This is a genomic window from Streptomyces sp. NPDC044704 (assembly GCF_056433525.1).
Genome location: NZ_JBWKGY010000001.1, coordinates 52,699 through 75,535, shown reverse-complemented (window position 1 = coordinate 75,535; position 22,837 = coordinate 52,699). Strand labels below are relative to the sequence as shown.

At 72.8% G+C, this 22,837-nt stretch carries 21 protein-coding genes and 1 tRNA gene; 8 read left to right on the top strand and 14 right to left on the bottom strand.

Features of this window, described 5'->3' with window-relative positions:
- Positions 1–138 precede the first annotated feature (138 nt).
- The 6 genes from merB to AC07B0_RS00320 all read right to left on the bottom strand — a co-directional run bounded on the left by merB (position 139) and on the right by AC07B0_RS00320 (position 7,214).
- On the bottom strand, positions 139–807 hold the full coding sequence (gene merB, locus AC07B0_RS00345; protein ID WP_478895964.1) for an organomercurial lyase: 669 nt from the start codon (positions 805–807) through the stop codon (positions 139–141).
- 100 nt (positions 808–907) lie between these two features.
- Positions 908–2,065, bottom strand: coding sequence for a galactokinase (galK, locus tag AC07B0_RS00340; RefSeq protein ID WP_478895962.1), 1,158 nt, complete (start codon positions 2,063–2,065; stop codon positions 908–910).
- A complete protein-coding gene (gene galT / locus AC07B0_RS00335; RefSeq protein WP_478895960.1) occupies positions 2,062–3,099 on the bottom strand; it encodes a galactose-1-phosphate uridylyltransferase in 1,038 nt (345 codons plus the stop codon). The genes galK and galT overlap by 4 nt, the downstream gene beginning before the upstream one ends.
- Before the next feature lie 14 nt (positions 3,100–3,113).
- Entirely contained in the window at positions 3,114–4,922 is a 1,809-nt protein-coding gene (locus tag AC07B0_RS00330) for a glycoside hydrolase family 35 protein (RefSeq protein WP_478895958.1), read from the bottom strand.
- Positions 4,923–5,346: 424 nt separating this feature from the next.
- On the bottom strand, positions 5,347–6,144 hold the full coding sequence (locus AC07B0_RS00325; RefSeq protein WP_478895956.1) for a sugar phosphate isomerase/epimerase family protein: 798 nt from the start codon (positions 6,142–6,144) through the stop codon (positions 5,347–5,349).
- Positions 6,141–7,214 carry a LacI family DNA-binding transcriptional regulator gene (locus AC07B0_RS00320; protein ID WP_469382589.1) on the bottom strand — a complete coding sequence of 358 codons (1,074 nt, stop codon included), beginning with the start codon at positions 7,212–7,214 and terminating at the stop codon, positions 6,141–6,143. Before AC07B0_RS00320 ends, AC07B0_RS00325 begins: the two co-directional genes overlap by 4 nt.
- A 230-nt stretch (positions 7,215–7,444) precedes the next feature.
- On the opposite strand from AC07B0_RS00320, the gene AC07B0_RS00315 reads away from it, so the two are divergent.
- Genes AC07B0_RS00315 through AC07B0_RS00305 form a run of 3 tightly spaced genes read left to right on the top strand, consistent with a single transcriptional unit; the run spans position 7,445 to position 10,562 of the window.
- Entirely contained in the window at positions 7,445–8,569 is a 1,125-nt protein-coding gene (locus tag AC07B0_RS00315; RefSeq protein ID WP_478866229.1) for a Gfo/Idh/MocA family protein, read from the top strand.
- Positions 8,566–9,726, top strand: a complete 1,161-nt coding sequence (locus AC07B0_RS00310; RefSeq protein ID WP_478895954.1) for a dihydrodipicolinate synthase family protein — start codon at positions 8,566–8,568, stop codon at positions 9,724–9,726. The genes AC07B0_RS00315 and AC07B0_RS00310 overlap by 4 nt, the downstream gene beginning before the upstream one ends.
- Entirely contained in the window at positions 9,723–10,562 is an 840-nt protein-coding gene (locus AC07B0_RS00305) for a sugar phosphate isomerase/epimerase family protein (RefSeq protein ID WP_356881538.1), read from the top strand. Before AC07B0_RS00310 ends, AC07B0_RS00305 begins: the two co-directional genes overlap by 4 nt.
- Before the next feature lie 163 nt (positions 10,563–10,725).
- Here the strand turns inward: AC07B0_RS00305 and AC07B0_RS00300 are convergent, their stop codons facing one another.
- On the bottom strand, positions 10,726–11,631 hold the full coding sequence (locus AC07B0_RS00300; RefSeq protein WP_478895952.1) for an SCO6745 family protein: 906 nt from the start codon (positions 11,629–11,631) through the stop codon (positions 10,726–10,728).
- Positions 11,632–11,893: 262 nt separating this feature from the next.
- On the opposite strand from AC07B0_RS00300, the gene AC07B0_RS00295 reads away from it, so the two are divergent.
- Together AC07B0_RS00295 and AC07B0_RS00290 are read left to right on the top strand one after the other, a co-directional pair.
- Positions 11,894–12,274, top strand: coding sequence for a VOC family protein (locus AC07B0_RS00295; RefSeq protein ID WP_478895950.1), 381 nt, complete (start codon positions 11,894–11,896; stop codon positions 12,272–12,274).
- Positions 12,275–12,389: 115 nt separating this feature from the next.
- On the top strand, positions 12,390–12,623 hold the full coding sequence (locus AC07B0_RS00290; RefSeq protein WP_356881544.1) for a hypothetical protein: 234 nt from the start codon (positions 12,390–12,392) through the stop codon (positions 12,621–12,623).
- 98 nt (positions 12,624–12,721) lie between these two features.
- Here AC07B0_RS00290 and AC07B0_RS00285 read toward each other — a convergent pair whose 3' ends face one another.
- The 3 genes from AC07B0_RS00285 to AC07B0_RS00275 all read right to left on the bottom strand — a co-directional run bounded on the left by AC07B0_RS00285 (position 12,722) and on the right by AC07B0_RS00275 (position 14,548).
- Positions 12,722–13,507 (bottom strand): tRNA(His) guanylyltransferase Thg1 family protein, encoded by a 786-nt coding sequence (locus AC07B0_RS00285; RefSeq protein WP_478895948.1) that lies wholly within the window; start codon positions 13,505–13,507, stop codon positions 12,722–12,724.
- 172 nt (positions 13,508–13,679) lie between these two features.
- A tRNA-Trp gene (locus AC07B0_RS00280) sits at positions 13,680–13,756 on the bottom strand.
- 54 nt (positions 13,757–13,810) lie between these two features.
- On the bottom strand, positions 13,811–14,548 hold the full coding sequence (locus tag AC07B0_RS00275) for an ankyrin repeat domain-containing protein (protein WP_478895946.1): 738 nt from the start codon (positions 14,546–14,548) through the stop codon (positions 13,811–13,813).
- 220 nt (positions 14,549–14,768) lie between these two features.
- Here AC07B0_RS00275 and AC07B0_RS00270 point away from each other — a divergent pair, with 220 nt between their 5' ends.
- Positions 14,769–16,424 (top strand): GMC oxidoreductase, encoded by a 1,656-nt coding sequence (locus AC07B0_RS00270; RefSeq protein WP_356881550.1) that lies wholly within the window; start codon positions 14,769–14,771, stop codon positions 16,422–16,424.
- Positions 16,425–16,534: 110 nt separating this feature from the next.
- On the opposite strand, the gene AC07B0_RS00265 is transcribed toward AC07B0_RS00270, so the two are convergent.
- Both AC07B0_RS00265 and AC07B0_RS00260 read right to left on the bottom strand, forming a co-directional pair.
- The gene (locus AC07B0_RS00265) at positions 16,535–17,014 is read right to left on the bottom strand and encodes a carboxymuconolactone decarboxylase family protein (protein ID WP_478895944.1); all 480 of its coding nucleotides are present in this window, start codon (positions 17,012–17,014) and stop codon (positions 16,535–16,537) included.
- Positions 17,011–18,090: an NAD(P)H-dependent amine dehydrogenase family protein gene (locus AC07B0_RS00260; protein ID WP_356881554.1), complete on the bottom strand. Its 1,080-nt coding sequence runs from the start codon at positions 18,088–18,090 to the stop codon at positions 17,011–17,013. The genes AC07B0_RS00265 and AC07B0_RS00260 overlap by 4 nt, the downstream gene beginning before the upstream one ends.
- A gap of 209 nt (positions 18,091–18,299) precedes the next feature.
- On the opposite strand from AC07B0_RS00260, the gene AC07B0_RS00255 reads away from it, so the two are divergent.
- A complete protein-coding gene (locus tag AC07B0_RS00255; protein WP_478895942.1) occupies positions 18,300–19,625 on the top strand; it encodes a glycoside hydrolase family 18 protein in 1,326 nt (441 codons plus the stop codon).
- 106 nt (positions 19,626–19,731) lie between these two features.
- Positions 19,732–20,967, top strand: a complete 1,236-nt coding sequence (locus AC07B0_RS00250) for a serpin family protein (protein WP_478895940.1) — start codon at positions 19,732–19,734, stop codon at positions 20,965–20,967.
- A gap of 157 nt (positions 20,968–21,124) precedes the next feature.
- Here AC07B0_RS00250 and AC07B0_RS00245 read toward each other — a convergent pair whose 3' ends face one another.
- Together AC07B0_RS00245 and AC07B0_RS00240 are read right to left on the bottom strand one after the other, a co-directional pair.
- On the bottom strand, positions 21,125–22,114 hold the full coding sequence (locus tag AC07B0_RS00245; protein WP_478895938.1) for a PfkB family carbohydrate kinase: 990 nt from the start codon (positions 22,112–22,114) through the stop codon (positions 21,125–21,127).
- A gap of 1 nt (position 22,115) precedes the next feature.
- On the bottom strand, positions 22,116–22,751 hold the full coding sequence (locus AC07B0_RS00240; RefSeq protein ID WP_467291815.1) for a bifunctional 4-hydroxy-2-oxoglutarate aldolase/2-dehydro-3-deoxy-phosphogluconate aldolase: 636 nt from the start codon (positions 22,749–22,751) through the stop codon (positions 22,116–22,118).
- Positions 22,752–22,837 lie beyond the last annotated feature (86 nt).

The following is a 22,837-nucleotide window of genomic DNA, read 5'->3' as shown; positions in this document are numbered from 1 at the left end:
GGTACGGCGTCGCGTGGACTATCCGTGACGCCTCCGGCCGCGCCCCCGGCGGGTGCCGGCGGAGGTGACGGCGGGGAGGCGTTGGGGGCTCGGCGGGGGGGTGGTCGGTCGCTTCGGCCGGTTGTCGCTGCCGGCCGGTCAGAAGAGGTCGGCGAGGCGTTTGCCGACGGACCAGGCCTCGGCCACCGAGCAGACGGCGAGGTCGGGGTCCCGGTCTGCCGCCGCCCGGGCGAGGTCGGCGGTGGCGTAGAAGTTGACGCGGTCGCAGAACACCTCGCGGATGTCGGCACCGGTGGCCGGGGCCAGGGTGACGGCGGCGTCGGCCGGAACCAGGTCGCGCACCCCGTCCGGGGTGACGGTGAGGGAGACGGGAACACCGGTGGCGGCGCAGCGTCCGGTGACCTTGCTGGAGGCCTCTTTGAACACCACGGGGAACATCAGCACGTCCATCACGCACCAGCCGTAGACCCGCTGCCCCCGGAGCTCCATGGAGTACGGGCGCGCGGAGTTCAGGGACACTCCGGCGCCGACGATGTCACCGGATCCCGGTCCGGAGTCCTGGATGCCGTGCCAGGTCTCCACCCCCGTTTCCGCCTCCGTCTCCAGGTCGAACTTCATGGCGTGGAAGCGGGAGAGCACCTCGTCGGTCGGCCAGCCGAGCAGTTCGCCCGCCTTCTCCGGGGAGAGCGGACCGTGCCGCAGGAGGCCGTCGACGACGACGGCTCCGGCGGCCATGAGCTCGACCCCGGTCGGCGAGGTCCATTTGGCGACGAGCCGGTCCGAAAGGTCCTGCACCCGAGCCTTCACCGATTTCCTCCTGATTGCCGCTTTCACCCCGCTTCCAACCTACTGGACGGCAGGCCGACGCGGCCGGTGCCGCCTCGGCCACGCCTGGCCCGCGGTACGGCTACAGGATCCGGCCCGCGCCCTCGGAGGGTACGGCCCGGCTCACCCGCGGGGCGGTGAAGCCCGCCGCCGCGAAGGCGGCGACGACGGCCCGGGTGATCTCCGCCTCGGCGTCCGCGTCGATCAGGGCCAGGGCGGAGCCGCCGAATCCGCCGCCGGTCATCCGGGCCCCGTACGCGCCCGCCGCGTTGGCGGTGGCCACCGCGAGGTCGAGCTCGGGGCAGGACACCTCGTAGTCGTCGCGCAGCGAGGCGTGGCCCTCGGTCAGCAGCGGCCCGGCCGCCCGTAGCTGTCCGGCGCGCAGCACCTCCTCGACCCGCAGGACCCGTTCGTTCTCGGTGACGACGTGCCGGACCCGGCGGCGCGAGACCGGGTCGCCGAGCCGGGACAGGGCCTCCGGCAGGTCCGCGTACGGCAGGTCGCGCAGCGCGGGCAGTCCCAGGGCTGAGGCGGCCCGGTGGCAGGAGGCGAGGCGTTCCGCGTAGGCCCCGTCGGCGAGGTCGTGCTTGACCCGGGTGTCGACGACGAGCAGCCGCAGCCCGGAGGCCGCGCAGTCGAAGGGGATGTGCCGCTGTTCGAGGCTGCGGGTGTCGAGGCGCAGGGCGTGCCCCTCGGTGGCGCAGGCCGAGGCCGTCTGGTCCATGATCCCGCAGGGCACCCCGACGTACGCGTTCTCCGCGCGGCGGGCGAGGGCCGCCAGCGCCGCGCCCGCGAGCAGGATCCCATACAGCCCGGTCAGGGCGAGGGCGGTGGCCACTTCCAGGGCGGCGGAGGAGGACAGGCCCGCCCCGGCCGGTACGTCGGACCGGACGTGCAGGTCGGCGCCGCCGATCGGGAAGCCCGCGTCGAGGAGCGCCCACGCCACCCCGGCGGGGTAGGCCGTCCAGCCGGCGGGGCCGTGCGGGGGGCGGGCCGGGTCGAGCGCGGCGAGGTCGAGGGTGACCACTCCGGAGGGGACGTCAGCGGAGTGGAGCCTGAGGCTCCGGTCGGTGCGGCGGGCCGCCGCCACCTCCGTGCGCTGCGGGAGCGCGAAGGGCAGCGCGAAGCCGTCGTTGTAGTCGGTGTGTTCACCGATGAGGTTGACCCGGCCGGGCGCGGCCCACACCCCTTTGGGCGGGATCCCGTACAGGTCCCGGAACTGCTGCGCGGTGCGGCTCACGGGCCGGCCACCTCCCGCAGCCGGGCGGCGGCGTCCTCGGGGCGGACGTCGTTCATGTAGGCCTCCATGCCGGATTCGGTGCCCGCCAGGTACTTCAGCTTGTCGGCGGTGCGCCGGACGGTGAACAGCTCCAGGTGGAGCGCGAAGTCCTCACGCCCCTCCCCCGTCGGCGCCTGGTGCCAGGCGGAGATGTACGGGGTCGGGCCGGGCGTCCCGAAGAGCCGGTCGAAGCGGCGGAGCAGTTCCAGGTAGAGCCCGGGCAGTTCCGCGCGGGCCGCGTCGCCGAGCGCGGGCAGGTCGGGGACGCGGTGGTGCGGGTAGAGGTGGACCTCGTACGGCCAGCGGGCGGCGTAGGGCACGAAGGCGCTCCAGTGGTCCCCCGCGAGGACGAGGCGTCTGCCGTCGGCCCGCTCGGCGGCGAGGACCTCCTCGAAGAGGTTGCCGCCGGTGCGGTCCCGGTGCGCGGCGACGGTGGCGAGCATGCGTGTGGTGCGCGGGGTGACGAAGGGGAAGGCGTAGATCTGGCCGTGGGGGTGGGCGAGGGTGACGCCGATCTCGGTGCCCCGGTTCTCGAAGCAGTAGACCTGGCGGACGCCGTCGCGTGCGGAGAGTTCGGCGGTGCGGTCGGTCCAGGCGGCCAGGACCAGCGCAGCGCGTTCCTCGTCGAGTTCGGCGAAGGAGGTCCGGTGGTCGGGGGTGAAGCAGATGACCTCGCAGCGGCCGGTGTCCCCGGCGAGGGAGGGGAAGCGGTTCTCGAAGACGGCCACCTCGTAGTCGGGTGCCGGGATCTCGCTCGCGCGGCCGGGGGCGGAGGGGCAGAGGGGGCAGTCGGTGGCGGGCGGGAGGTGGGTGCGGCCCTGGCGGTGGGAGGCGATGACGACGGCGTCGCCGAGCAGCGGGTCCCGGCGCACCTCGGAGGAGGTGCGGGCGGCTTCGAGGGGGCGGGTGTCGGGGACGGCGCGGGCGGCGCCGTCGCCGGTGTCGTAGTAGAGGATCTCGCGGCCGTCGGCGAGGCGGGTGCTCGTGCGCTTCACGTGCGGATCTTCTCTCACTGGGGGATGACGGCGGTGGGCCGGCCGAGGTCGGGACGGTCGCGCAGCGGGAGTTCGGTTCCGGGGCGTTCCAGTTCGAGGAGCACGATCTCGTTGGCCCCGGAGCGCCACAGGGGGGCGGGTGCGTAGAGGGTGCGCTGGGGGCCGCGCGGGGTGTCGTAGTGGCCGAGGAGGAAGCCGTTCAGCCACATCAGGCCGGTTCCCCAGCCGGAGACGTCGATGAACCCGTCCGCCGGGGGCTCGTCGAGGGTGTGGGAGAAGCGGTGGAAGGCCGGCTCCCCCGCCGTGGCGGGGGCTGTCGGGTTCGCACGGTCGGCGGTCGGCCAGTCGAGGGCGGTCAGGTCGGTGAGGGGCAGGGGGGTGATCTCCCACTCGAACAGGTTCTGGTGGCCGTGGCGGACTCCGCGCCAGATGCCCTTGCGGTCGTCGAGCAGCGGCCCGTAGTTCACCCGGCCCTGCGCCCGTACGAGGATGTCGAGGACCACTCCGGACTCCCCGACGGGCAGGACGATGCCCTCGTCGGGGGTATTGCGGTCGAGGACGCCCAGGGGTTGGCCGTCGGCGAAGAGGTACGCGCGGTCCCCGAGCCCGTCGATCCTGACGGGCATGGCGGGGCGCGGGCCGGTGACGGTGGTGCGGTAGTGGATCAGTCCGTGGTCCTGGCCGAGCTTCTCCATGGACTCGGGGGCGGGGCGCAGGACGGGCTCGCCGCCGAGGAGGCGGAGCGCGGCGAGGAGCGGCGCGCTCCCGGCCGGGACCGCGCCGGCCGGGGTCATCCGGGGTGGCGGGGCGGGCAGCGGGCCGTCGGGGAGGGGCAGGTACCGGCCGATGACCTCGCGGAAGGCGTGGAACTTCGCGGTGAGTTCGCCCGCCTCCCCGATCGGGGCGTCGTAGTCGTAACTGGTGACGGTGGGCTGGTAGCCGGGGTCCGTGGGGCGTGATCCGGTGTGGTTGGCGCCCGCCCCGTAGCCGAAGTTGGTGCCGCCGTGGGCCATGTAGAGGTTGACGGAGGCTCCGGTGGCGAGGAGTTCGTCCAGGCAGGCGGAGGCGTCCCGGACGTCGCGGACGTGGTGGCCCTCGCCCCAGTGGTCGAACCAGCCGATCCAGAACTCCATCGCCACGAAGGGGCCGGTGGGCTGGTAGCGGCGCAGGGCGTCGAGGCGTTCGGCGGGCCGCGCTCCGAAGGTGGCGGTCGCCAGCCGGCCGGGGAGCGTGCCGCCCTGGAGCATGGCGTCCTCGGGGCCGTCGGCGGTGAACAGCAGGCAGTCGAGGCCGCGTTCCACCAGGGCGCGGTCGACGTGGGCCCGATAGCGCGCGTCGTTGCCGTACGAGCCGTACTCGTTCTCTATCTGCACGGCGACCACCGGGCCCCCTCTGCTGGCGAGGTGGGGCAGCAGTTCGGGGACGACGAGGTCGAACCAGCCGTCCACCTCGGCCTGGAAGCGGGGGTCGGAACAGCGCAGGTGCAGTCCGTCGACGGCGAGGAGGCGGGCGGGCAGGCCTCCGAAGTCCCATTCGGCGCAGATGTAGGGGCCGGGCCGGACGATCGCGTCGAGTCCGAGGTCCTGGGCCGTTCGCAGGAAGCGCCCGATGTCGCGCCAGCCGGTGAAGTCGGCCTTGCCCGGGGCGGTTTCGTGGAAGTTCCACGGTACGTACGTGTCCACGGTGTTGGCCCCCATGGCCCGCAGCCGACGCAGCCGGTCCTCCCACAGCTCGGGATGGACCCGGAAGTAGTGCAGGGCCCCGGAGACGATGCGGTGGGGTCGCCCCGCCCGGCGGAATCCGTCCTGGTCGTGCGTGAGCATGCGGTGTCTCCCGGAAGAGGTCGAGCTGCCGTGAGGTGCGGGATGCCGCCGAATATATGAACGTCTCCTCCACCCCGTCAATGACCGGTTGAACGAAAGCAATCGAATCGATCGATTCGGTTGTTCACGACGCCGGGGACGGCCCCGTAGGGTGCGCCCACAGGAAGGCCTCACCGGCGCCGGCAGGCAAGCCCGTTCCTGTACGTGAAACTCCTTCCGCGCCTGACCATCCGCACGCAGGGGCAGCAGTCGGGTCGCCCCGAACGGCCATCTGATTCGATCGAAACGCTCATTCCAGGCCGCCCCGTGCGACCGGATCACTGGGCGGCGAGCTGGAACGGCCGGCGGCCACCGCAGTCGAGGAGCTGGGGCGGTACGCGCGCCGCCCGGGCTTCCGTCACCCCGTGGACCGGGGCCGCCTCCCCTACTTCGCCGGGCGGCCTCGCGCCACCAGCCGCTCCAGGTGCTCCCGGCCCGCCCCCAGCCGTCCGGCCAGTTCGGCGGCCTCGGGGTACCAACGCCTCTCGTACTCCCAGCAGAGCCAGCCGTCGGACGGTGCGGCGGCCACCGCCTCGGCGAGCGGCAGCACACCCGCGCCGAGAGCGAGCGGGGTGAGCTCCCGCGCCGACGCCACGTCCTTGACCTGTACGTAGCCCAGGTGCCGGCCCAGCCGTCTTCGCGACTCCCGCGCCTCCTCCCCCGCCAGCCAGGTGTGCAGTACGTCCCACAGGGCTCCCGCCGCGGGATGCGCCACCTCGTCCAGCACCCGGGCAGCAGCCGCCGCACTGCGGTGCGAATCGTGGGTCTCCAGCAGGATCCGCACCCCGTACCGGTCGGCGAACGGTGCCGCCTCCCGCAGCCGACGCACGGCGTTGGCGTCGGCCTGGGCCGGCGGCAGCTCCCCGCCTCCGGGGAAGATCCGCACATGGGGGGCCTCCAGATCGGAGGCGAGCCGGACGAGGGCTCTCAGCTCGGCGAGGACGGGCTCGTCCTCCCCGGGCGCCGCCACCCGGGCGTAGCCGGCCACGCCGAGCACGGTCACTCCGGCTCCGGTGACGGCCCCGAGCCCTGCGGCCCGGTCCGCGGGCGGGCTCCCCGGGTGGAGCGGTTCCTCGGGGTGGGCGCGCACTTCGAGGCCGTCGAAACCGTGTTCGGCAGCCAGCGCGGCGCTCCGCGCGAGCGGGGTTCCGGGCATCCCCAGCGTCGAGAAGGCGTACTTCACGGCCCGCTCCCCTCGGGCGGCGGGGCCGTGGAGCCGCGCACCATGAGCTCGGTGGGCAACGTGGTGATGCCTCCCGGGGGTGGGGACCGGCGGCCGGTCACCAGATGGGCGGCCAGCACTCCGGCTTCACGCAGCGGCACGCGGACGGTGGTGAGGGCGGGTGCGGTGTCCACGCAGAACGGCAGGTCGTCGAAGCCGGCGACGGAGACGTCCTCGGGGATGCGCAGGCCCGCTTCGCGCAGGGCGGCGGTGACGCCCGTGGCGACGGTGTCGTTGGCGGCCGCGACGGCCGTGAAGGGTTCCCCGCGCCGGAGCAGTTCACGCGCCGCGTCGTAACCGGCGGACCGCTCGAAGCCGGCGTGCACGGTGAGCGGAGCACAGGCCTCGGGCAAGGCGGGGTCGTGACGCGTAAGGGCGTCCTGGTGTCCGGCGAGCCTCTCCCTGCTGGTGCTCAGTCCGGGCGGGCCGGCCACGTAGGCGATGCGCCGGTGGCCGAGCGCCAGAAGGTGTTCGGCGAGCCGGAAGGCGCCTCCTCGGTCGTCGAACATGACGGTGGCGACCGGCAGTCCGCCGTCGACGGGCAGCGGCGGGCGGCCGCACAGGACCACGGGCGATCCGGTGGACGCTATCCGGGAGACCCGTGCGGCCAGCGCGGCGGTGTGGTCCGGATCCTCGACTGCGCCGCCGGTGAGGACGACGCCGCCGGCCCGCTGCCCTTCCAGCAGGGTGAGGTAGGCGATTTCGGCGGCGGGGGCGCCTTCGGTGTTGCAGACGACGGCCAGTCGGCGCGGCTCCGCCCGGTCGGTGGTGTCCAGGGCCCTTTGGAGGGAGCCGGCCAGGACCCCGAAGAAACTGTCGGCGACGTCGTGGACGAGCACCCCGATCAGATCGGAGGTGGCGGCCGCGAGCGCCCGGGCGGGACCGTTGACGACGTATCCCAGTTCTTCGACGGCCCGTTCCACCCGGGTCCGCGTGCCGCCCGCCACCGGGTAGCCGCCGTTCAGTACGCGCGAGACCGTCGCGGCCGATACGCCCGCGTGCGCCGCGACCTCGGCAAGCGTGATCGCCATGCCGCACCTCTCCTTCTGCCCTCTCGGGCTGCCCCCGGTCATCGTCTCATCCGGTGTGTGGATCTCCATCGTCACCGATTCAGCAAGCGCTTTCTATCCCTCGAACGAGTGTTGCCATGCGCTGAATTCAGGTCCTAGGCTGATGAGGCAGAAAGCGCTTTCTATCGAATGGGAACGACCGACGAGAAGACGGAGGGGACCCCGTGGAACGCAGGACGATCACGATCGCCATGAACGGCGTGACCGGACGGATGGGATACCGGCAGCACTTGGTCCGGTCCTTGCTGGCACTGCGCGAGCAGGGCGGGCTGGACCTCGGCGACGGATCGGTGATCTGGCCGGAGCCCGTTCTGGTCGGCCGCCGGGAGGACGCGCTGCGGGCCATCGCCGAGCGGCACGGCCTGGAGCGGGTCAGCACCGACCTGGAGGCCGTACTGGCCGATCCCACGGTGGACGTCTACTTCGACGCCCAGGTGACCGGTGCCCGCGAGCCGGCGGTCCGGCAGGCCATCGCGGCCGGGAAGCACGTGTACTGCGAGAAACCGACCGCGCTCACCTTCGAGTCCTCGCTCGAACTGGCCCGGCTCGCCGCGGCGTCCGGGGTCAAGCACGGCGTGGTCCAGGACAAGCTCTTCCTGCCGGGCCTGCTCAAGCTGAAGCGGCTGATGGACAGCGGCTTCTTCGGAGAGGTCCTCTCCGTGCGCGGGGAGTTCGGCTACTGGGTGTTCGAGGGGGACTGGCAGGCGGCACAGCGCCCGTCCTGGAACTACCGGACGAGGGACGGCGGCGGAATCGTCGCCGACATGTTCCCGCACTGGGAGTACCTGCTGCACGAACTGTTCGGCCGGGTCCGCACGGTGCAGGCCCTCACCCGGACGCACATCGGCCGCCGTTGGGACGAGGACGGAAAGCCCTACGAGGCCACTGCGGACGACGCCGCCTACGGCATGTTCGAGCTCGAGGGCGGAGCCGTCGCGCAGATCAACTCCTCCTGGGCGGTGCGGGTGCACCGTGACGAACTGGTGGAGTTCCAGGTGGACGGTACTCACGGCTCGGCCGTCGCCGGGCTGCGCGGCTGCCGGATCCAGCACCGGGCCACGACACCCAGACCGGTGTGGAATCCGGACCTGCCGCAGGCCGAGCCCTTCCGCTCCCAGTGGCAGGAGGTACCGGACAACACCCCCTCGGACAACGGCTTCAAGGCCCAGTGGGAGCTCTTCCTGCGCCACGTCGTACGCGACGAACCCTGGCGGTGGGACCTGCTGGCCGGAGCCCGTGGCGTGCAGCTGGCCCAGCTCGGGCTCCGCTCCTCCGCCGAAGGACGGCGTCTCGTGGTCCCCGAGGTGACCCTGTGAACGGCATCCGGCTCCCTTCGGCGGACGGCGGGTTCCGGCTGCACCGGCCGAACACCGCCCCGCTGCCGGCCCTCGTCGCCGGCCCGGCCCGCAGCCGTGCCTTCTACGCCGCGGCCCACGTGGTCGCCGACCCGCTCGCCTCCTCGGCCGACAGCGGCCCTGCGGTCGACTGGGAGACCACGCTCGCCTTCCGGCACCGATTGTGGGAGCAGGGCCTCGGGGTCGCCGAAGCCATGGACACCGCCCAGCGCGGGATGGGCCTCGACTGGCCGGCAGCGGCAGAACTGATCCGCCGCTCGGCGGCCGAGGCCCGCGCGACGGGAGGCCGGATCGTCTGCGGAACGGGCACGGATCAGCTGCCTCCGGGCCGGCCGCATTCCCTGGCCTCGATCACCGGTGCCTACGAGGAGCAGCTCGCGCACGCGGAGGCCTGCGGAGCCCGTGCCGTTCTGATGGCATCGCGGGCCTTGGCCGCGGCCGCCCGCGGCCCGGAGGACTACCTGGAGGTGTACGCGGGGCTGCTCCGCCAGAGCGCCCGCCCGGTCGTACTGCACTGGCTAGGACCGATGTTCGATCCCGAACTGGCGGGCTACTGGGGCCACGAGGATCCGGCGGCGGCCACGGACGTCCTCCTGAAGGTCATCGCCGAGCATCCGGAGAAGGTGGACGGCATCAAGGTGTCGCTGCTGGACGCGGAACGGGAGGTCGAGATCAGACGGCGGCTGCCGGCGGGGGTCCGCTGCTACACCGGCGACGACCACCACTATCCGGAGCTCATCGCCGGGGACGGGAAGCTGGCCAGCGACGCCCTCCTGGGGATACTCGATCCCATCGCCGCCATCGCCTCCCGCGCCGCGTCCGCCCTCGACCGGGGTGACGCGGACCACTTCCGGCAACTGCTGGATCCGACGGTCGCGCTGGCCCGGCACCTGTTCTCCCCGCCCACCCGCCACTACAAGACGGGAGTGGTTCTCCTGGCCTGGTTGGCGGGCCACCAGGAGCACTTCACGATGGTGGGCGGGTTCCAGTCCGCCCGTTCCCTCCCCCACCTGGCGACGGCGTACGAACTGGCCGACCGGCTCGGTCTGTTCCCCGATCCCGGGCTCGCCGAAGCCCGGATGCGCCGGCTCCTGGACGTGTACGGGGTGTCCTCGTGAAGGCCGCGACGGCCCCGGCCCGGCTCAGCCTGAACCAGGAGACGATCCGCCAGTGGTCGGTCCCCGAGCTGGTCGCGGGGTGCGCGGCGGCGGGCGTGGGCGCGGTGGGGCTGTGGCGGGACCCGGTGCGGGAGTTCGGGGTGCGGAAGACGGCGAAGCTGGTCTCCGGGGCGGGGCTGCGGGTGAGTTCGCTGTGCCGGGGCGGATTCTTCACCGCCGCCGATCCGGCCGGGCGGGCCGCGGCGCTCCGCGACAACCGGCGGGCCGTCGAGGAGGCGGCCGAGCTGGGCGCGGAGGTGCTGGTCCTGGTCTCGGGCGGCCTGCCGGCCGGTGACCGCGATCTGGTGGGGGCCCGGCACCGGATCGTCGACGTGCTCGGCGACCTGACGCCCTGGGCCGCCCGTTTCGGCGTGCGGCTGGGGATCGAGCCGCTGCATCCGATGTTCGCGGCGGACCGCTGCGTGGTCTCCACCCTGGGCCAGGCCCTCGACATCGCCGAGCGGTTCCCGGCGGACCGGGTCGGCGTCGTCGCCGACTCGTACCACCTGTGGTGGGACGAGCGGCTGCCCGCCGACCTGCGTCGGGCCGGGAGGGGCGGGCGGCTCGTGTCGGTGCAGGTGGCCGACTGGGTGACTCCGCTCCCGGAGGGGGTGCTGCTCGGCCGGGGGCAGCTGGGCGACGGCTGCGTCGACCTGCGGGGATTCCGGGAACTGGCCGACGCCTGCGGCTATCGGGGGCCGGTGGAAGTGGAGATCTTCCATCCGGGCCTGTGGGCGCGGGACGGCTCCGAGGTGCTCCGGGAGGTGGTCGACCGGTACCGGCGGCACGTCGAGTAGGCGATGAACCGCGCGGGCGGCGGGCTTCGCCCGGTCGTACTCCCAGGAGCAGACCGGACGGAGGGCTTGCAGCACGGGGGCTTGGAACACGGAGCGCTTGGAACACGGAAGGCTTGGAGTACGCAGCGCTTGGAACACAGTGCGGTCCGGCGGGGCGGCGGGCTCAGGCCGTGTAGTCGTATTTCATGCCGATGCCGAGGGTGCCCTGGGCCGGCAGCAGGCCGGTGCCGACGACGTCGAGCACGGGAGGGAGGAGCAGTTCCGCGAGCCGCGCCGTCTCGTCCGGGGTGAGTCCGGCCCACGGGGCGGTGGCGAGTTCGTCGGTGAGCCGCTCGACGGCGGTGCGCAGGGTGAGGCCCGCTTCGGTGGCCGAGGCGTCCGGGGCGAGCAGCCCCCGGGCGGTGAGCCGGCCCTCGGCGGCGCTCCACTCGTCCGCCGACCAGCCGCGGTTCTCGAAGGCCTCCACCGGGGCGGCCCCGACCCCGGCCTGGAGCACCAGCGATTCGACGGGGTCGAGGTGATGGGCCTGCAGGGCGGCGAGGTGGCCGTCGCCGCGGTGCTCGCGGAGGATGGTCGCCGCATGCCAGAGCACCGTGTGCGGGGCCTGCGGCCAGGGCAGTGCGGCGTTGGCCGCGGCCAGCGGACGGCCGGCGGTCGGGGCGGCCTCGACGGCCCGGCGGGCGATCCGTGCGGCTTCCGCCAGGTCGCGGGAGTCGGTACGCGGGCCGAGCAGGGCGCGCAGGGCCCGGTCGGTGGCGGTGGCCCGGGCCGCGAGGACCCGCTCCGGCGGGGCGGTCCGCCACGCCCGGGATACGTGGCGTTCCACCATGGGCGGGGCGAAGCCGTAGAAGAGGGAGGTGACCAGCCGGGGTGTGACCGGGCCGAGGGGTGCGGCGCGGAACGCGAAGTAGAGGGGCCAGCGTTCGCCGGTGTCGTAGCCGAGGGAGCCCGCCTCCTCGTAGGACTCGGGAGCGAAGTAGGCGAGGGCGTGGAGCGGTTCGAGCAGCTGCCACAGCTTCCGGATCGTGGTCGGCTCGTGGGGTCCGCCGTGCGGCGTGCCGGTTGTCATGTTGCTCTCCCCCGAGGGAAGTTGGCGATCACCTGTACGGAGGGCAGCCTAGGCGGTCCATGGGCCGAGGGGCGGCTGGTGGCGCCGCGGAAACCCCTGAGGAACGGGTACGGAACCTCCCCGGGCCGGGGACCGGCAGGTCGGATTTCGCTGGACTCCACCCGGATGGTCTGTTTAGGATCATGGGACGGCATCGCGTGTCGGTCACCGACCGGGTGAGGCATGGAGGTGTCCGTGACGTGCCTTGCGGAGGCATTCACACATGTCGGTCCAGCTGAACCACACGATCATCCACTCCCGGGACAACCGGGAGTCCGCCGAATTCCTGGCACACATCCTCGGTCTCGAAGTCGGCCCCGAATGGGGCCCGTTCATCCCGGTGAGCACCGACAACGGGGTCACCCTCGACTTCGCGACCATCCCGGCGGAGTCCATCGTCGCGCAGCACTACGCGTTCCTGATCTCGGAAGCAGAGTTCGACTCGGCGTTCGAGAAGATCCGGGCGGAGGGCGTACCGTATTTCGCCGACCCGCACGGCAAGCACCCGGGCGAGATCAACCACAACGACGGCGGCCGCGGCGTCTACTTCACGGACCCCTCCGGGCACGGGATGGAGATCATCACCCGTCCGTACGGCGGCTGACGGAAACGGCCCGGCTCGTTCCGTCGCTGCTCACGGGGCGGGCAGGTGGCCCCGCCGGGTGTCCGGGAACGAGCCGCAGCCGGTACCGGGGCCTCCCAGCAGCGATGATGGGTCCATGAGCAAGCCCCCTGCCTCCCGCCACCGCCTCCGCCTCGAGAACCACCAGGGCGACAGTTACACCGACAGCCACGGCCAGGTCCACCAGACCCTGACCGGACTCACCACCGTGACGTGCGCCTGCGGCATGCGAAGCGACCCGATTCCCAGCGACGACGCCCGCCTCGTGTACGAGCAGCACCGTCACCTGATCCGTGACGAGGTGACGCAGCACACCCCGTCCCCGCAGTAGCCCGGCAGCCCGCGCGGGTGCCGCGGCCCGGTTCCGCCCGTCACCGCACCCAGCGTTGACGGGCCGGCCGCGCGGAGGCGGCCGTCCGTGCCGCCGCCCTACGGGGCTGCCGACGTCAGGGCCGGCATCGCGGGGATCATCCGGGCCAGCCACCCCGTGGGCTCGGTCGTGAAGTGAGGCGCCCCGTCGACCTCCCACCAGGAGCGGACCGCCGTCGTACGCGTGGTCTCCCTGGTCCGCTTGTCGACGTACTCGACGGCGCGCTCGCCGGTCAGCCTCGTCGCGACCTGGCCGCGTTTGCAGGCTTCGGGGTAGTCGTTCCAGTTCACGCCCTTCTCCGACCACAGGAGTTCCTGCATCTCGCCGGTGGACACGCGGTGGAGGCGCTTGTGGGAGAAGTGGGCCTGCGCCGCCATGGAGATGCTGTTGCGGACGGCGTCTCGCTGGCGCCACAGGAAGTAGTTGGCCACCTCCACCGGATCCGACATCGTGAACACGCGGGCGTCGAAGAGCGCCCGCCGGCCGGGGCGGCGCTCGTTGAGGACCGCGGTCGCCAGCGACGCGGAGACGGACAGCTGCTTGGCCACCACCCCGCCGAACCACGGCTCGGTGCCGGGGGTGGCGAAATCGGTGAGGAGCAGGCTGATCTCGTCGGACTGGGTGTAGGCGATCGCGGCGCCCGCCGCCTCCGCGCAGAGGGCCTCGGTGACGGCGGCCATGTCCCCGACGAACGTCATGTCGAACGGCTTCTCCGCGTCCCGCAGGTAGGTGTGGAAGGCGCGGCCGTCGAGCCGGAGGATGGTGTAGGTGCGGCGCGGCAGGACCGTCTTGTGCGCGGCCTCGTACCGCTTCATGCGGTCGCCCAGCGCGGTGGTGTCGCTCATGCTGATCCCCCGGTTCGGTGTCCGGACCAGGCTATCCGCGCACCGGACCCCTGCCACCCACATTTCCCCGTGACCGGCGGGCAGCGGCGGCATCAGCGACTGGGGCAACGGAGAACGCCCACGCGGGAACGGCTTCCGCGTGGGCGTTCGGCGTGAACCCGCTGCTCACGTGTGGCAGGGGCGGCAGGAGTCGAACCTGCGACCTACGGTTTTGGAGACCGTTGCTCTGGCCATCTGAGCTACACCCCTTCGGCGAGACCAACCATGACACGGCCCGGGCCGAAGATCCACACGTTTCTTGTGTCAACTCGGCGGGATTTCGGCCCGGGTGAGCGCGCCGCGATCGCGCAGCCAGCCGGTCAGGCGGGTGTTCGTGCTGGTCAGGGCGATGTCGAGGGGGGTCAGGTCGTCGTAGCCGATCCAGTTGACGTCCGCCCCTTGAGACAGAAGGTATTGGGCCGTGAACAGCTGGCCGCCGTGGCAGGCTCCCCAGAAGGCGCTCGTGATCTCGTCCTCCGGCTGCGGGGAAGCGGCGAGCAGGGCGGTGACGCGGTCGAGCAGGCCCAGGGTGGCGGCGTCGTGGAGGTCGGTGCGGGCACCGTGGGCGAGGAGGCGGCGGGCGGCCCGCCACTGGCCGAATCCGCGGGCGTCGGCGAGCGGGGTGCCGCCGCCGATGACCCCGCCCGGGGCCTCGATGTCGGCGCCGGCGGCGAGGAGGGCGTCGAGGGCGGTCACGTCGTCGTTGCTGGCGGCCCAGTGCAGCGGGGTCTCTTCGTGCGCGCCGACGAACCGCGCGGCCGGGTCGGCGCCGGCGGCCACGAGGGTACGGATGACCTCGGCGGTGTCCGGGTGGTGGCCGGGCCAGTCGGTCGCCACGTGGAGCAGGCTGCGCTCTCCGGCCGCCGGGCCGCGCCGGACGATGCGGGTGGCCGCGAGCCCGGGGTGGGCGTCCAGCAGGCGTCGCAGTCCGGGGAGGTCGCCGCCGCGGATGGCGGTGGTGACGGCGACGGCCAGCGGGTCGTCCGCTTCGAGTACCGGCATGCGCCCAGGGTACGGGGTACGGACTCCCGGGCGGCCGCCGGCCGTTGCGCCCGGGCGGGTGTCGCCGCCGTCCCGCCCGCCCGGCGTGCGGGACGAACCATCAGGCCCAGCAGGCCACAGCAGCCGGAATCAGTCACAAGTTACCTCGACGTATGTAGTGACTTACCAGGCAGGCGCGGTTAGAACTTGTTCTCACTCCGTCGAGAGTGAGGAACGTCACATGAGTGACAAAAGCCTGAACAGCAAGGTTTCCCAGGGTGTTTCCCGTCGCGGATTTCTCGCTGGAACTGGTTCTATTCTTGGAGCCATGGCCCTGGCGGTCAACACCACACCGGCCCAGGCGAGGGCCTCCGCCGGAACCGCCGTCGCCAACGCCCCCATCGAGTCCGGGGCCCATGTCCCGGTCCTCGTCATCGGCACCGGGTACGGCGGTTCCGTCGCCGCGCTGCGCCTCGCCCAGGCGGGTGTCGACGTACAGATGATCGAGATGGGCATGGCCTGGGACACCCCGGGCACCGACGGGAAGATCTTCGCCAACACCACCAAGCCGGACTACCGTTCCTACTGGCTGCGCACCAGGACGAAGGCGCCCCTGAGCAACTTCCTCGGCTTCCCGATCGACAAGGACGTCCCGAAGTACACGGGCATCCTGGACGCCGAGGAGATGGGCGGGATCATCGTCTACCAGGGGCGCGGGGTGGGCGGCGGCTCGCTCGTCAACGGTGGCATGGCGGTGACTCCCAAGCGGCAGAACTTCGCCTCGATCCTGCCGTCGGTGAACGCCGACGAGATGTACGACACCTACTACCCGCGGGCCAACGCCGGTCTCGGCGTCGGGCTCATCGACCCCAACTGGTTCGAGACGGTGGACTGTTACCAGTTCGCCCGCGTCGGCCGCAAGCACGCGCAGCGCTCCGGCTTCCCCTTCGTGTTCGTGCCGGACGTCTACGACTGGGACTACATGAAGAAGGAGGTCGCCGGGACCGTCCCCAAGTCCGCGGTGGCCGGCGAGATCCTCTACGGGAACAACGCCGGAAAGAAGTCCCTCCAGCAGACCTACATCGCCGCCGCCCGCGCGACCGGCAAGGTCAGCATCTCGCCCCTGCACCGGGTCACCACCGTCTCCCCCTCGGCCGGTGGCGGCTACACGGTCGTCATCGAGCAGCTGAACACCACCGGCGACACCGTCGCCACCAAGACCGTCGTCGCCGACAAGGTGTTCTTCGCGGCCGGCAGCGTCGGCACGAGCAAGCTCCTCGTGAAGCTGAAGGCCACCGGGGCGCTGCCGAACCTCAACAACGAGATCGGCAAGGGCTGGGGCGACAACGGGAACGTGATGTGCGGCCGCGCCAACCACATGTGGGACGCGACCGGGAAGGTGCAGGCCTCCATTCCCTGCGGGGGCATCGACAACTGGGACGCGGGCGGCGCCTTCGCCGAGGTCGCTCCGCTGCCGACGGGGATCGAGACGTACGCCTCCTTCTACCTGTCGATCACGAAGAACCCGAACCGTGCCGAGTTCAGCTACGACGCGGCGGCGGGGAAGGCCGTCCTGAACTGGCAGACCTCCTGGAAGCAGCCGTCCATCGACATGGCGAAGACCATCTTCGACAAGATCAACTCCAAGGAGGGGACGATCTACCGGACCGACCTCTTCGGCACCAACAAGATCTGGGGCGACCACCTCACCTACCACCCGCTCGGCGGTGCGGTACTGAACAAAGCCACCGACAACTACGGCCGCCTGCACGGCCACCCCGGCCTGTACGTGATCGACGGAGCGCTGATCCCCGGCAACACCAGCGTCAACCCGTTCGTGACGATCACGGCGCTCGCGGAGCGCAACATCGAGAAGATCATCGCCACTGACCTCTGACGGCAACCGGACTGCGGGGCCGGCCGGAACCTCCGGCCGGCCCCGCAGCACGTCGGCTCCCCCGGACCCCGTCGGCTCCCCGGAGCCCGCCGGCGGCTCGGGACCGGGGGTCAGCGGCCCGGCAGCATGCAGACGCTGTCGAGGCCCAGCACGTGATTGAGGCGGCCGAACGCGAGCCAGGAGCCGATGCTCATGCTCAGCTCCACGATCTCCAACTGGCTGTAGTGGGCGGTCATCCGCCCCCAGAACTCCTCGTCGAGGTTGTGGTGGTCCAGGGCGTAGCGCTCCGCGTACTCGGCGGCCAGGCGGGTGCGGTCGTCGAAGGCCTTGGTGGTGCGCCACTCGGTGACCGCGTCGGCGAACTCCTCCTCGACCTTCTCGCCGTCCCGGTCGGTGCGCCAGTCGAGGCAGAACACGCATCCGTTGATCTGCGCGATGCGCAGCCGGGCCGCCTCGAACTCCCGCAGCCCCAGGGTGGTGTGGGCGTACACGGAGAGCGAGAAGTTGGCGGCGGCCATGCCGATGCCGGGGACCATGTCCCCCCAGACGTACTCGATGGGGTGCTGGCCTTCGGGGATGTCGATGTTCACGGCTGCTTCCTTCCGAGTTTGCCGACTGCGGGACGCAGCGGGATGTCGAGCGCGTCGTAGAGTCCTGGTCCGGCGGCCACGAGCCAGTCGATGGCTCCGACCAGCCGGCCCACGGCGGTGGCGTTGCCGCCCGCGGAGCGGTTCTCGCCCTCGTCGGTGGCTTCGATGGTGACCTCGATGCGGGGGCGGCCTTCGATGACCACCCGGTGGGCCCCGGCCCCGTCGGGCGGAACGGGCCAGTCGGGGGCGCAGGAGGGGTGGATGCGGGTGACGTGTTCGATGACGATGCGGGGCTCGCCCTCAACGATGCCCTGGACCTCGAAGCGGATGGCTCCCTGGGTGCCGGCCTCGAACTCACCCATGGTGCGGGTGGTGACGGTGGTGTCGAGTGCGCGGCGGTCCGAGGTCTCGCGGATCTCGTCGAGTTCGACGCCGAGGGCGCGGGCCATCATGCGGATCTGGCCGCCCCAGACCATGGTGGGGACCGAGGGCATGAGCATCATCGGCTCGAAGTCCATGGGCTGGCCCATGCCGACGAGGTAGCGGACCGAGTCCGGCTGGTCGTACGTGGAGTAGTCGAAGATCTCCTGGCAGCGGATGGCGTCGACGGTGGTGCCGAGGCCGCTCAGGAGCAGGGGCAGGACGTCGTTGCCCCAGCCGGGGTCGACGCCGGAGGCGAAGAGCGAGCCCCCGCCGGCCTCGACGGCGGCGAGCACCGGTTCGCGGAACTCGGGCGGGGCGTTGCGGTGGTCGTAGAGCGGGTACAGGGCGGGGCTGACGACGGCCGCCCCGGCGGAGATCGCGCGCGCGATGTCGGCGAGGGCGTCGTCGGGGCGTACGTCGCCGGAGGCCGCGTAGACGACGGCGGCGGGCCGGGCGGCGAGCACCGCTTCTATGTCGTCGGTCGCCGCCACCCCCAACGGACGGTCGAGTCCGGCGAGTTCGCCCGCGTCGCGGCCGACCTTGCCGGGGTTGTGGACGATCACTGCCGTGAGTTCGAGCGCCGGGTGGGCCTCGACGGCGCGGATCGCGGCGCGGCCGACGTTGCCTGTTCCCCAGACCACCGTGGAAATCATGCGCGGAGGGTAGCGAGGCGGTCCTGAGGAGCCCAGGGCCGTGAAGGATGTTTTTCGGACGGACCGGTGCAGCGGGGGAACCCGAGGTGAACGCCCCCTTGACCCAGATGGTCCAGACCAATAGTTTCCGGTTTGCACCGCTCACGCGTTACGCACGGCTCAGGAGCACCACTCCCCGTATCCGCTCCCCGTATCCACAGAGGAAGCCCATGCGCCGCAGCACGATCGGCAGGCTCGCCGTCGCCGCCTGTTCCCTCTCCCTCCTGACGGCCTTCGCCCCCGCCGCCACCGGCGCGCAGGGCGAGGCGGCCGGTCACGGCCGCTCGTACAAGAAGGTCGGGTACTTCACCCAATGGGGCGTCTACGGACGTGACTTCCAGGTCCAGGACCTCGACGCGAACGGCACCGCCGGCAAGCTCACGCACATCAACTACGCCTTCGGCAACGTCAGCGCCGAGGGCAAGTGCTTCACCGGCAACGTGCCCGGCGAGGCCGACGCCTGGGCGGACTACGCGCGGCCCCTGGACGCGGCGAACTCCGTCGACGGGGTGGCCGACACCGCCGAGCAGCCCCTCGCGGGCAACTTCAACCAGCTCAGGGAACTGAAGGCCAAGCACCCGAACCTCAAGGTGCTGATCTCACTGGGCGGCTGGAGCTGGTCCACCCACTTCTCGGACGCCTCCCTCACCCCGGCCTCCCGCAAGGCCTTCGTGACGTCCTGTCTCGACCTGTACATCAAGGGGAACCTGCCGCAGGACGGCGCGCGCGGCGGGGCCGGGGCCGCGGCGGGCGTGTTCGACGGCATCGACCTCGACTGGGAGTGGCCGGGCTCGGAAGGCGACGCCGACACCAGGTACCGCCCGGAGGACAAGCAGAACTTCACGGAGCTGGTCAAGGAGTTCCGTGCCCAGCTCGACGCCTACGGGCGTACGCAGAAGCGGAAGTACGAGCTGACCGCCTTCGTCCCGACCGCCCCCGCCAAGATCGACGCGGGCTTCGACGTCCGCCGGATCATGCGCGACCTGGACTTCGTCAACCTCCAGGGCTACGACTTCCACGTGTCGGGCGAGAAGACCACCGCCCAGCAGTCGGCGCTGTACGCCCGGGGCGACTTCAGCGTGGACGGCACCGTCCGGGCCTGGCGGGACCGGGGAGCCCCCGCGCACAAGCTGGTGGTCGGCATGCCGTTCTACGGGCAGGGCTGGACCGGGGTCAGCGGCGGCGGGGACGGTCTGGGGCAGCCCGCGACGGGACCGGCCCCGGCGACCTGGGCGGCGGGGTACGAGGACTACAAGGCGCTGAAGGAGCTGGCGGCCTCGGGGACGTACCAGGTCCACCGCGACCGGCGCGGCGGGCACGCCTGGCTGTTCGACGGCACCACCCTGTGGACGTACGACGACCCGCAGGTGCTGCGCACGAAGGCCCGGTATGTCCGCGAAGAGGGCCTGGGCGGCGCGATGTTCTGGTCCCTGGACGCCGACACCGCCGACGGCGAGCTGACGGCGGCCGTCGACCGGGGCCTGCGCGGCCGCTGACGGGACGCCAGAGCCGGGCCGGCATCCGGCCCGGCCCCCTGACCGGCGCCGCCGGGCCGCGAGAACCGCACCGGCCCGGCGGCGCCCACCACGTACCCTCCCCGGAATGAGGAACTCGACGGTTCGGGCGGTCAACCGCCTCACGGCACGCTGGGCGGCGGCCTCCCCGCTCGGGGACGGCACGCACACGGTCTTCACCGCGGCCGGGGTCTGGCCGCTGCTCGCCCTCCTCGCGGACGGCGCGGCCGGCCCGGCCCGCGAGGAACTGGCCGAAGCCCTCGGCATACCCGCCCGGGACGCGGCCGGGGCGGCACGGGAGCTGCTGGCCGCGCTGGGCGGAGTGCGGGGCCTGCGCGCGGCGACGGGCGTGTGGGCGCGGGCGGACCTGCCACTGGAGGAGACCTGGTCGGCGCGGCTGCCTCCGGGAACCCGGGGGACGCTGACGGGCGACGCGGAGACCGACCGCAAGGCCCTGGACGCGTGGGCGGCCGAGCACACGGACGGCCTCGTCGAACGGATGCCGGTCGCCCTGCCGCCGGGCCCCGGAGCGGTGCTGCTGGTGCTCGCCTGCGCCCTGGCGCTGCGGCTGAAGTGGATCCAGCCGTTCCAGGACTTCTGCGGCAGCGCGGCCGAGGGGCCGTGGCAGGGCCGGGACCTGCTGATGCTGGGCCGTACCACCTCACTGCTGGACCGGGTCCGGGTGGCGCACGGCCCGGCGGGCGCGGTCACCGTACTGGACGTGATCGGCGACACCGGGGTGGATGTCCATCTCGTGCTCGGGGAACCCGGCGCCCGGCCGGCCGCGGTGATCGGCACCGGGATCGGGGTCGTGGACAGGACCGTCCCGGCCACGGACGCGCGCGGCCTCCCGGAGGGAAGTCCCGGCCCCGGGCTGCTGGTCGGGCGGGTGCTGTCCGACCGGCCCGAGACGCAGCTGCGCGTCGTGACCCCGGCCTTCGAGGTGCGGGCGGAGCACGACCTCCTCGCACGGCCCGGGGTGTTCGGCCTGACGAGCGCCCTGGACACCGGGCACGGCCACTTCCCCGGGATCAGCCCGCGCCCCCTCGCGGTGGGCTCGGCCCGGCAGGCGGCGCTGGCCCGGTTCCACGCGCGGGGCTTCGAAGCCGCCGCGGTGACGGCGATCGGCGCCGTGGGCTGCGCCATGCCCCGTCCGCGCTACCGCGTCCGGCGGGCCGAGGTCAGCTTCCACCGGCCGTTCGCCTTCCTCGCCGTCCACCGCGTCTCCCGGCTGGTCCTGGCCTCGGGCTGGGCCGCGGAACCCCTCCCATACCCCGAACACCAGGAGTACGAGGCCTACGAGGACCACGACGAGGCGTACTAGTGCCGTGGCCGGGAAGGTGTGCCGGGTCGCGGCGTCCGGTGCGGTGCATCTCAAGGCGGAGGGCCGCGGCTCGTACTGGACGTACCTCCGTGGTCCGACAACGCGGAGAGGTGCCGTGCCGGGCGTCGCGACCCGGTGGACCTTTCCGGTCACGGCACTAGACGCCCTCCCGCGTCGCCCGGCGGTGCGCCGCGGCCAGGGCGGCCGTCTCGGTGAGGGTGGGGACGTACCCGGTTCCGCCGCGGCCGGACACCGACAGGGAGGCGGCTGCCGCGCCGTGGGCCACCGCGTCCGCGAGGGTGTCGCCCAGGGCGAGGCGGGCGGTGGTGGTGCCGGTGAAGCAGTCCCCGGCGCCGGTGGCGTCCACGGCACGCGGGTTGACGGGGACGGGGTGGTGGCCCGTCCGGGTGCCGTCGTCGAGGAACAGCCGGCCGGCTCCGGCGGTGACGGCGACGGCGCGGGCGCCCAGGGCCCGGCCGCGGGCGGCGGCGGTGGCCGGGTCGTCGGTGTCCAGCAGGGCGAGCGCGTCCGCCGGGCAGGAGGTCTTGAGCAGCCCGGTCAGCGGGGCGATCCGGGCGAGCAGGTCGCGGGCCTCGTCCCGGCCGGTGAGCCGGGCGCGGTAGTTCGGGTCGTAGGTGAGGTGTCCGCCGGCCGCGTGGACGGCCCGGGCGGCGTCCAGCACGGCGGCGCGGGCCGTGGCGGAGAGGGCACCGGTGATGCCGCTGGTGACGAGCGAGCGGGCGCGGGTCAGCAGGGGCCGCCAGGAGTCGACGTGGGACGGCGCCAGGGTAGAGCCGGCGCCCGCGGTGCGCCAGTAGACGAACTCCCGCTCGCCCCCGGTGTCGGAGCACAGCAGGTAGGCCCCGTTGGGGCGCGGGGCGCGGCGGACGTGGGCGACGTCCACGCCGAGGTCGGTGGCCCGGCGCAGCAGCGGGACGCTGAGTTCGTCGTCGCCGACCACGGCGAGCAGGGCGGTACGGGCGCCGGCGGCAGCGGCGGCCGCCGCGGCGTTGAGGGCGTCGCCCGAGTAGGAGATGCGGGCGGGGGTGCCGTCGACGGCTTCGCGCGGGGCGGTGTCGGTGTGGATCTCCACGAGGACCTCGCCGAGGACGAGGACGTCGTACTCCGGAGCGGAGGGCGGGGCCATGTCAGCGCTCCGCGGCGCAGCCGGCGCAGCACGGTCCGGCCAGACCGGCGAAGACGGCGGCGAGTTCGGCCGGGTCGTCGGGGAGGCCGCTGCCGATTCCGACGGCGCTCGCCCCGGCGTCGAGCCAGTCGCGGACCTCGCCGGGCCGGATCCCGCCGGTCGGGACGAGGAGGGCGCCGGGCAGGACGGCCTTGAGGGAGCGGATGAACCCGGGGCCGCCCACGTGGGCCGGGAACACCTTCGCGGCTCCCGCGTGGCGGGCGGCGGCGGCGATCTCGCCGGGGGTGAAGCCGCCTTCGACGAACACGGCGCCGTGCCGCCCGGCGAACGCGCGGACCTCGGGGGCCGGGTAGGGGGAGACGAGGAATCCGGCGCCGGCGTCGAGGGCCTGCGCGGCCTGGGCGGCGGTGGTGACGGTGCCCACGCCGATGAGCGCGGGGCGGCCCCGTGCGTCGGTGAGCGGGGCGGTGCGGGCGACGGCCGTCGCCCAGCCGGGGGTGGAGGTGGTCAGCTCGACGGCGCGGCATCCCGCGGCGAGGAGGGCCTCGGTGCGGCGGACGGCCTCGTCCGGGCCGGTGTCGCGCAGCACGGGGAGCAGGCGCTGGGCGGCCATCACCGCGTACGGATGACAGGACATCGAACGGACCCCCGATTTGTTCCACGTAGTGGAACTGCGTATCGTGTGCCGGAACTCAGTGGTCCAGACCTTACACACTCAGGGAG

Excerpts from the sequence above, each read along its gene's own strand:
- AC07B0_RS00330 (WP_478895958.1), bottom strand. The coding sequence starts at position 4,922 with ATGCTCACGCACGACCAGGACGGATTCCGCCGGGCGGGGCGACCCCAC.
- AC07B0_RS00320 (WP_469382589.1), bottom strand. The coding sequence starts at position 7,214 with ATGGCGATCACGCTTGCCGAGGTCGCGGCGCACGCGGGCGTATCGGCC.
- AC07B0_RS00315 (WP_478866229.1), top strand. The coding sequence starts at position 7,445 with ATGAACGGCGTGACCGGACGGATGGGATACCGGCAGCACTTGGTCCGG.
- AC07B0_RS00300 (WP_478895952.1), bottom strand. The coding sequence starts at position 11,631 with ATGACAACCGGCACGCCGCACGGCGGACCCCACGAGCCGACCACGATC.
- AC07B0_RS00295 (WP_478895950.1), top strand. The coding sequence starts at position 11,894 with ATGTCGGTCCAGCTGAACCACACGATCATCCACTCCCGGGACAACCGG.
- AC07B0_RS00290 (WP_356881544.1), top strand. The coding sequence starts at position 12,390 with ATGAGCAAGCCCCCTGCCTCCCGCCACCGCCTCCGCCTCGAGAACCAC.
- AC07B0_RS00285 (WP_478895948.1), bottom strand. The coding sequence starts at position 13,507 with ATGAGCGACACCACCGCGCTGGGCGACCGCATGAAGCGGTACGAGGCC.
- AC07B0_RS00275 (WP_478895946.1), bottom strand. The coding sequence starts at position 14,548 with ATGCCGGTACTCGAAGCGGACGACCCGCTGGCCGTCGCCGTCACCACC.
- AC07B0_RS00270 (WP_356881550.1), top strand. The coding sequence starts at position 14,769 with ATGAGTGACAAAAGCCTGAACAGCAAGGTTTCCCAGGGTGTTTCCCGT.
- AC07B0_RS00260 (WP_356881554.1), bottom strand. The coding sequence starts at position 18,090 with ATGATTTCCACGGTGGTCTGGGGAACAGGCAACGTCGGCCGCGCCGCG.
- AC07B0_RS00255 (WP_478895942.1), top strand. The coding sequence starts at position 18,300 with ATGCGCCGCAGCACGATCGGCAGGCTCGCCGTCGCCGCCTGTTCCCTC.
- AC07B0_RS00250 (WP_478895940.1), top strand. The coding sequence starts at position 19,732 with ATGAGGAACTCGACGGTTCGGGCGGTCAACCGCCTCACGGCACGCTGG.
- AC07B0_RS00245 (WP_478895938.1), bottom strand. The coding sequence starts at position 22,114 with ATGGCCCCGCCCTCCGCTCCGGAGTACGACGTCCTCGTCCTCGGCGAG.
- AC07B0_RS00240 (WP_467291815.1), bottom strand. The coding sequence starts at position 22,751 with ATGTCCTGTCATCCGTACGCGGTGATGGCCGCCCAGCGCCTGCTCCCC.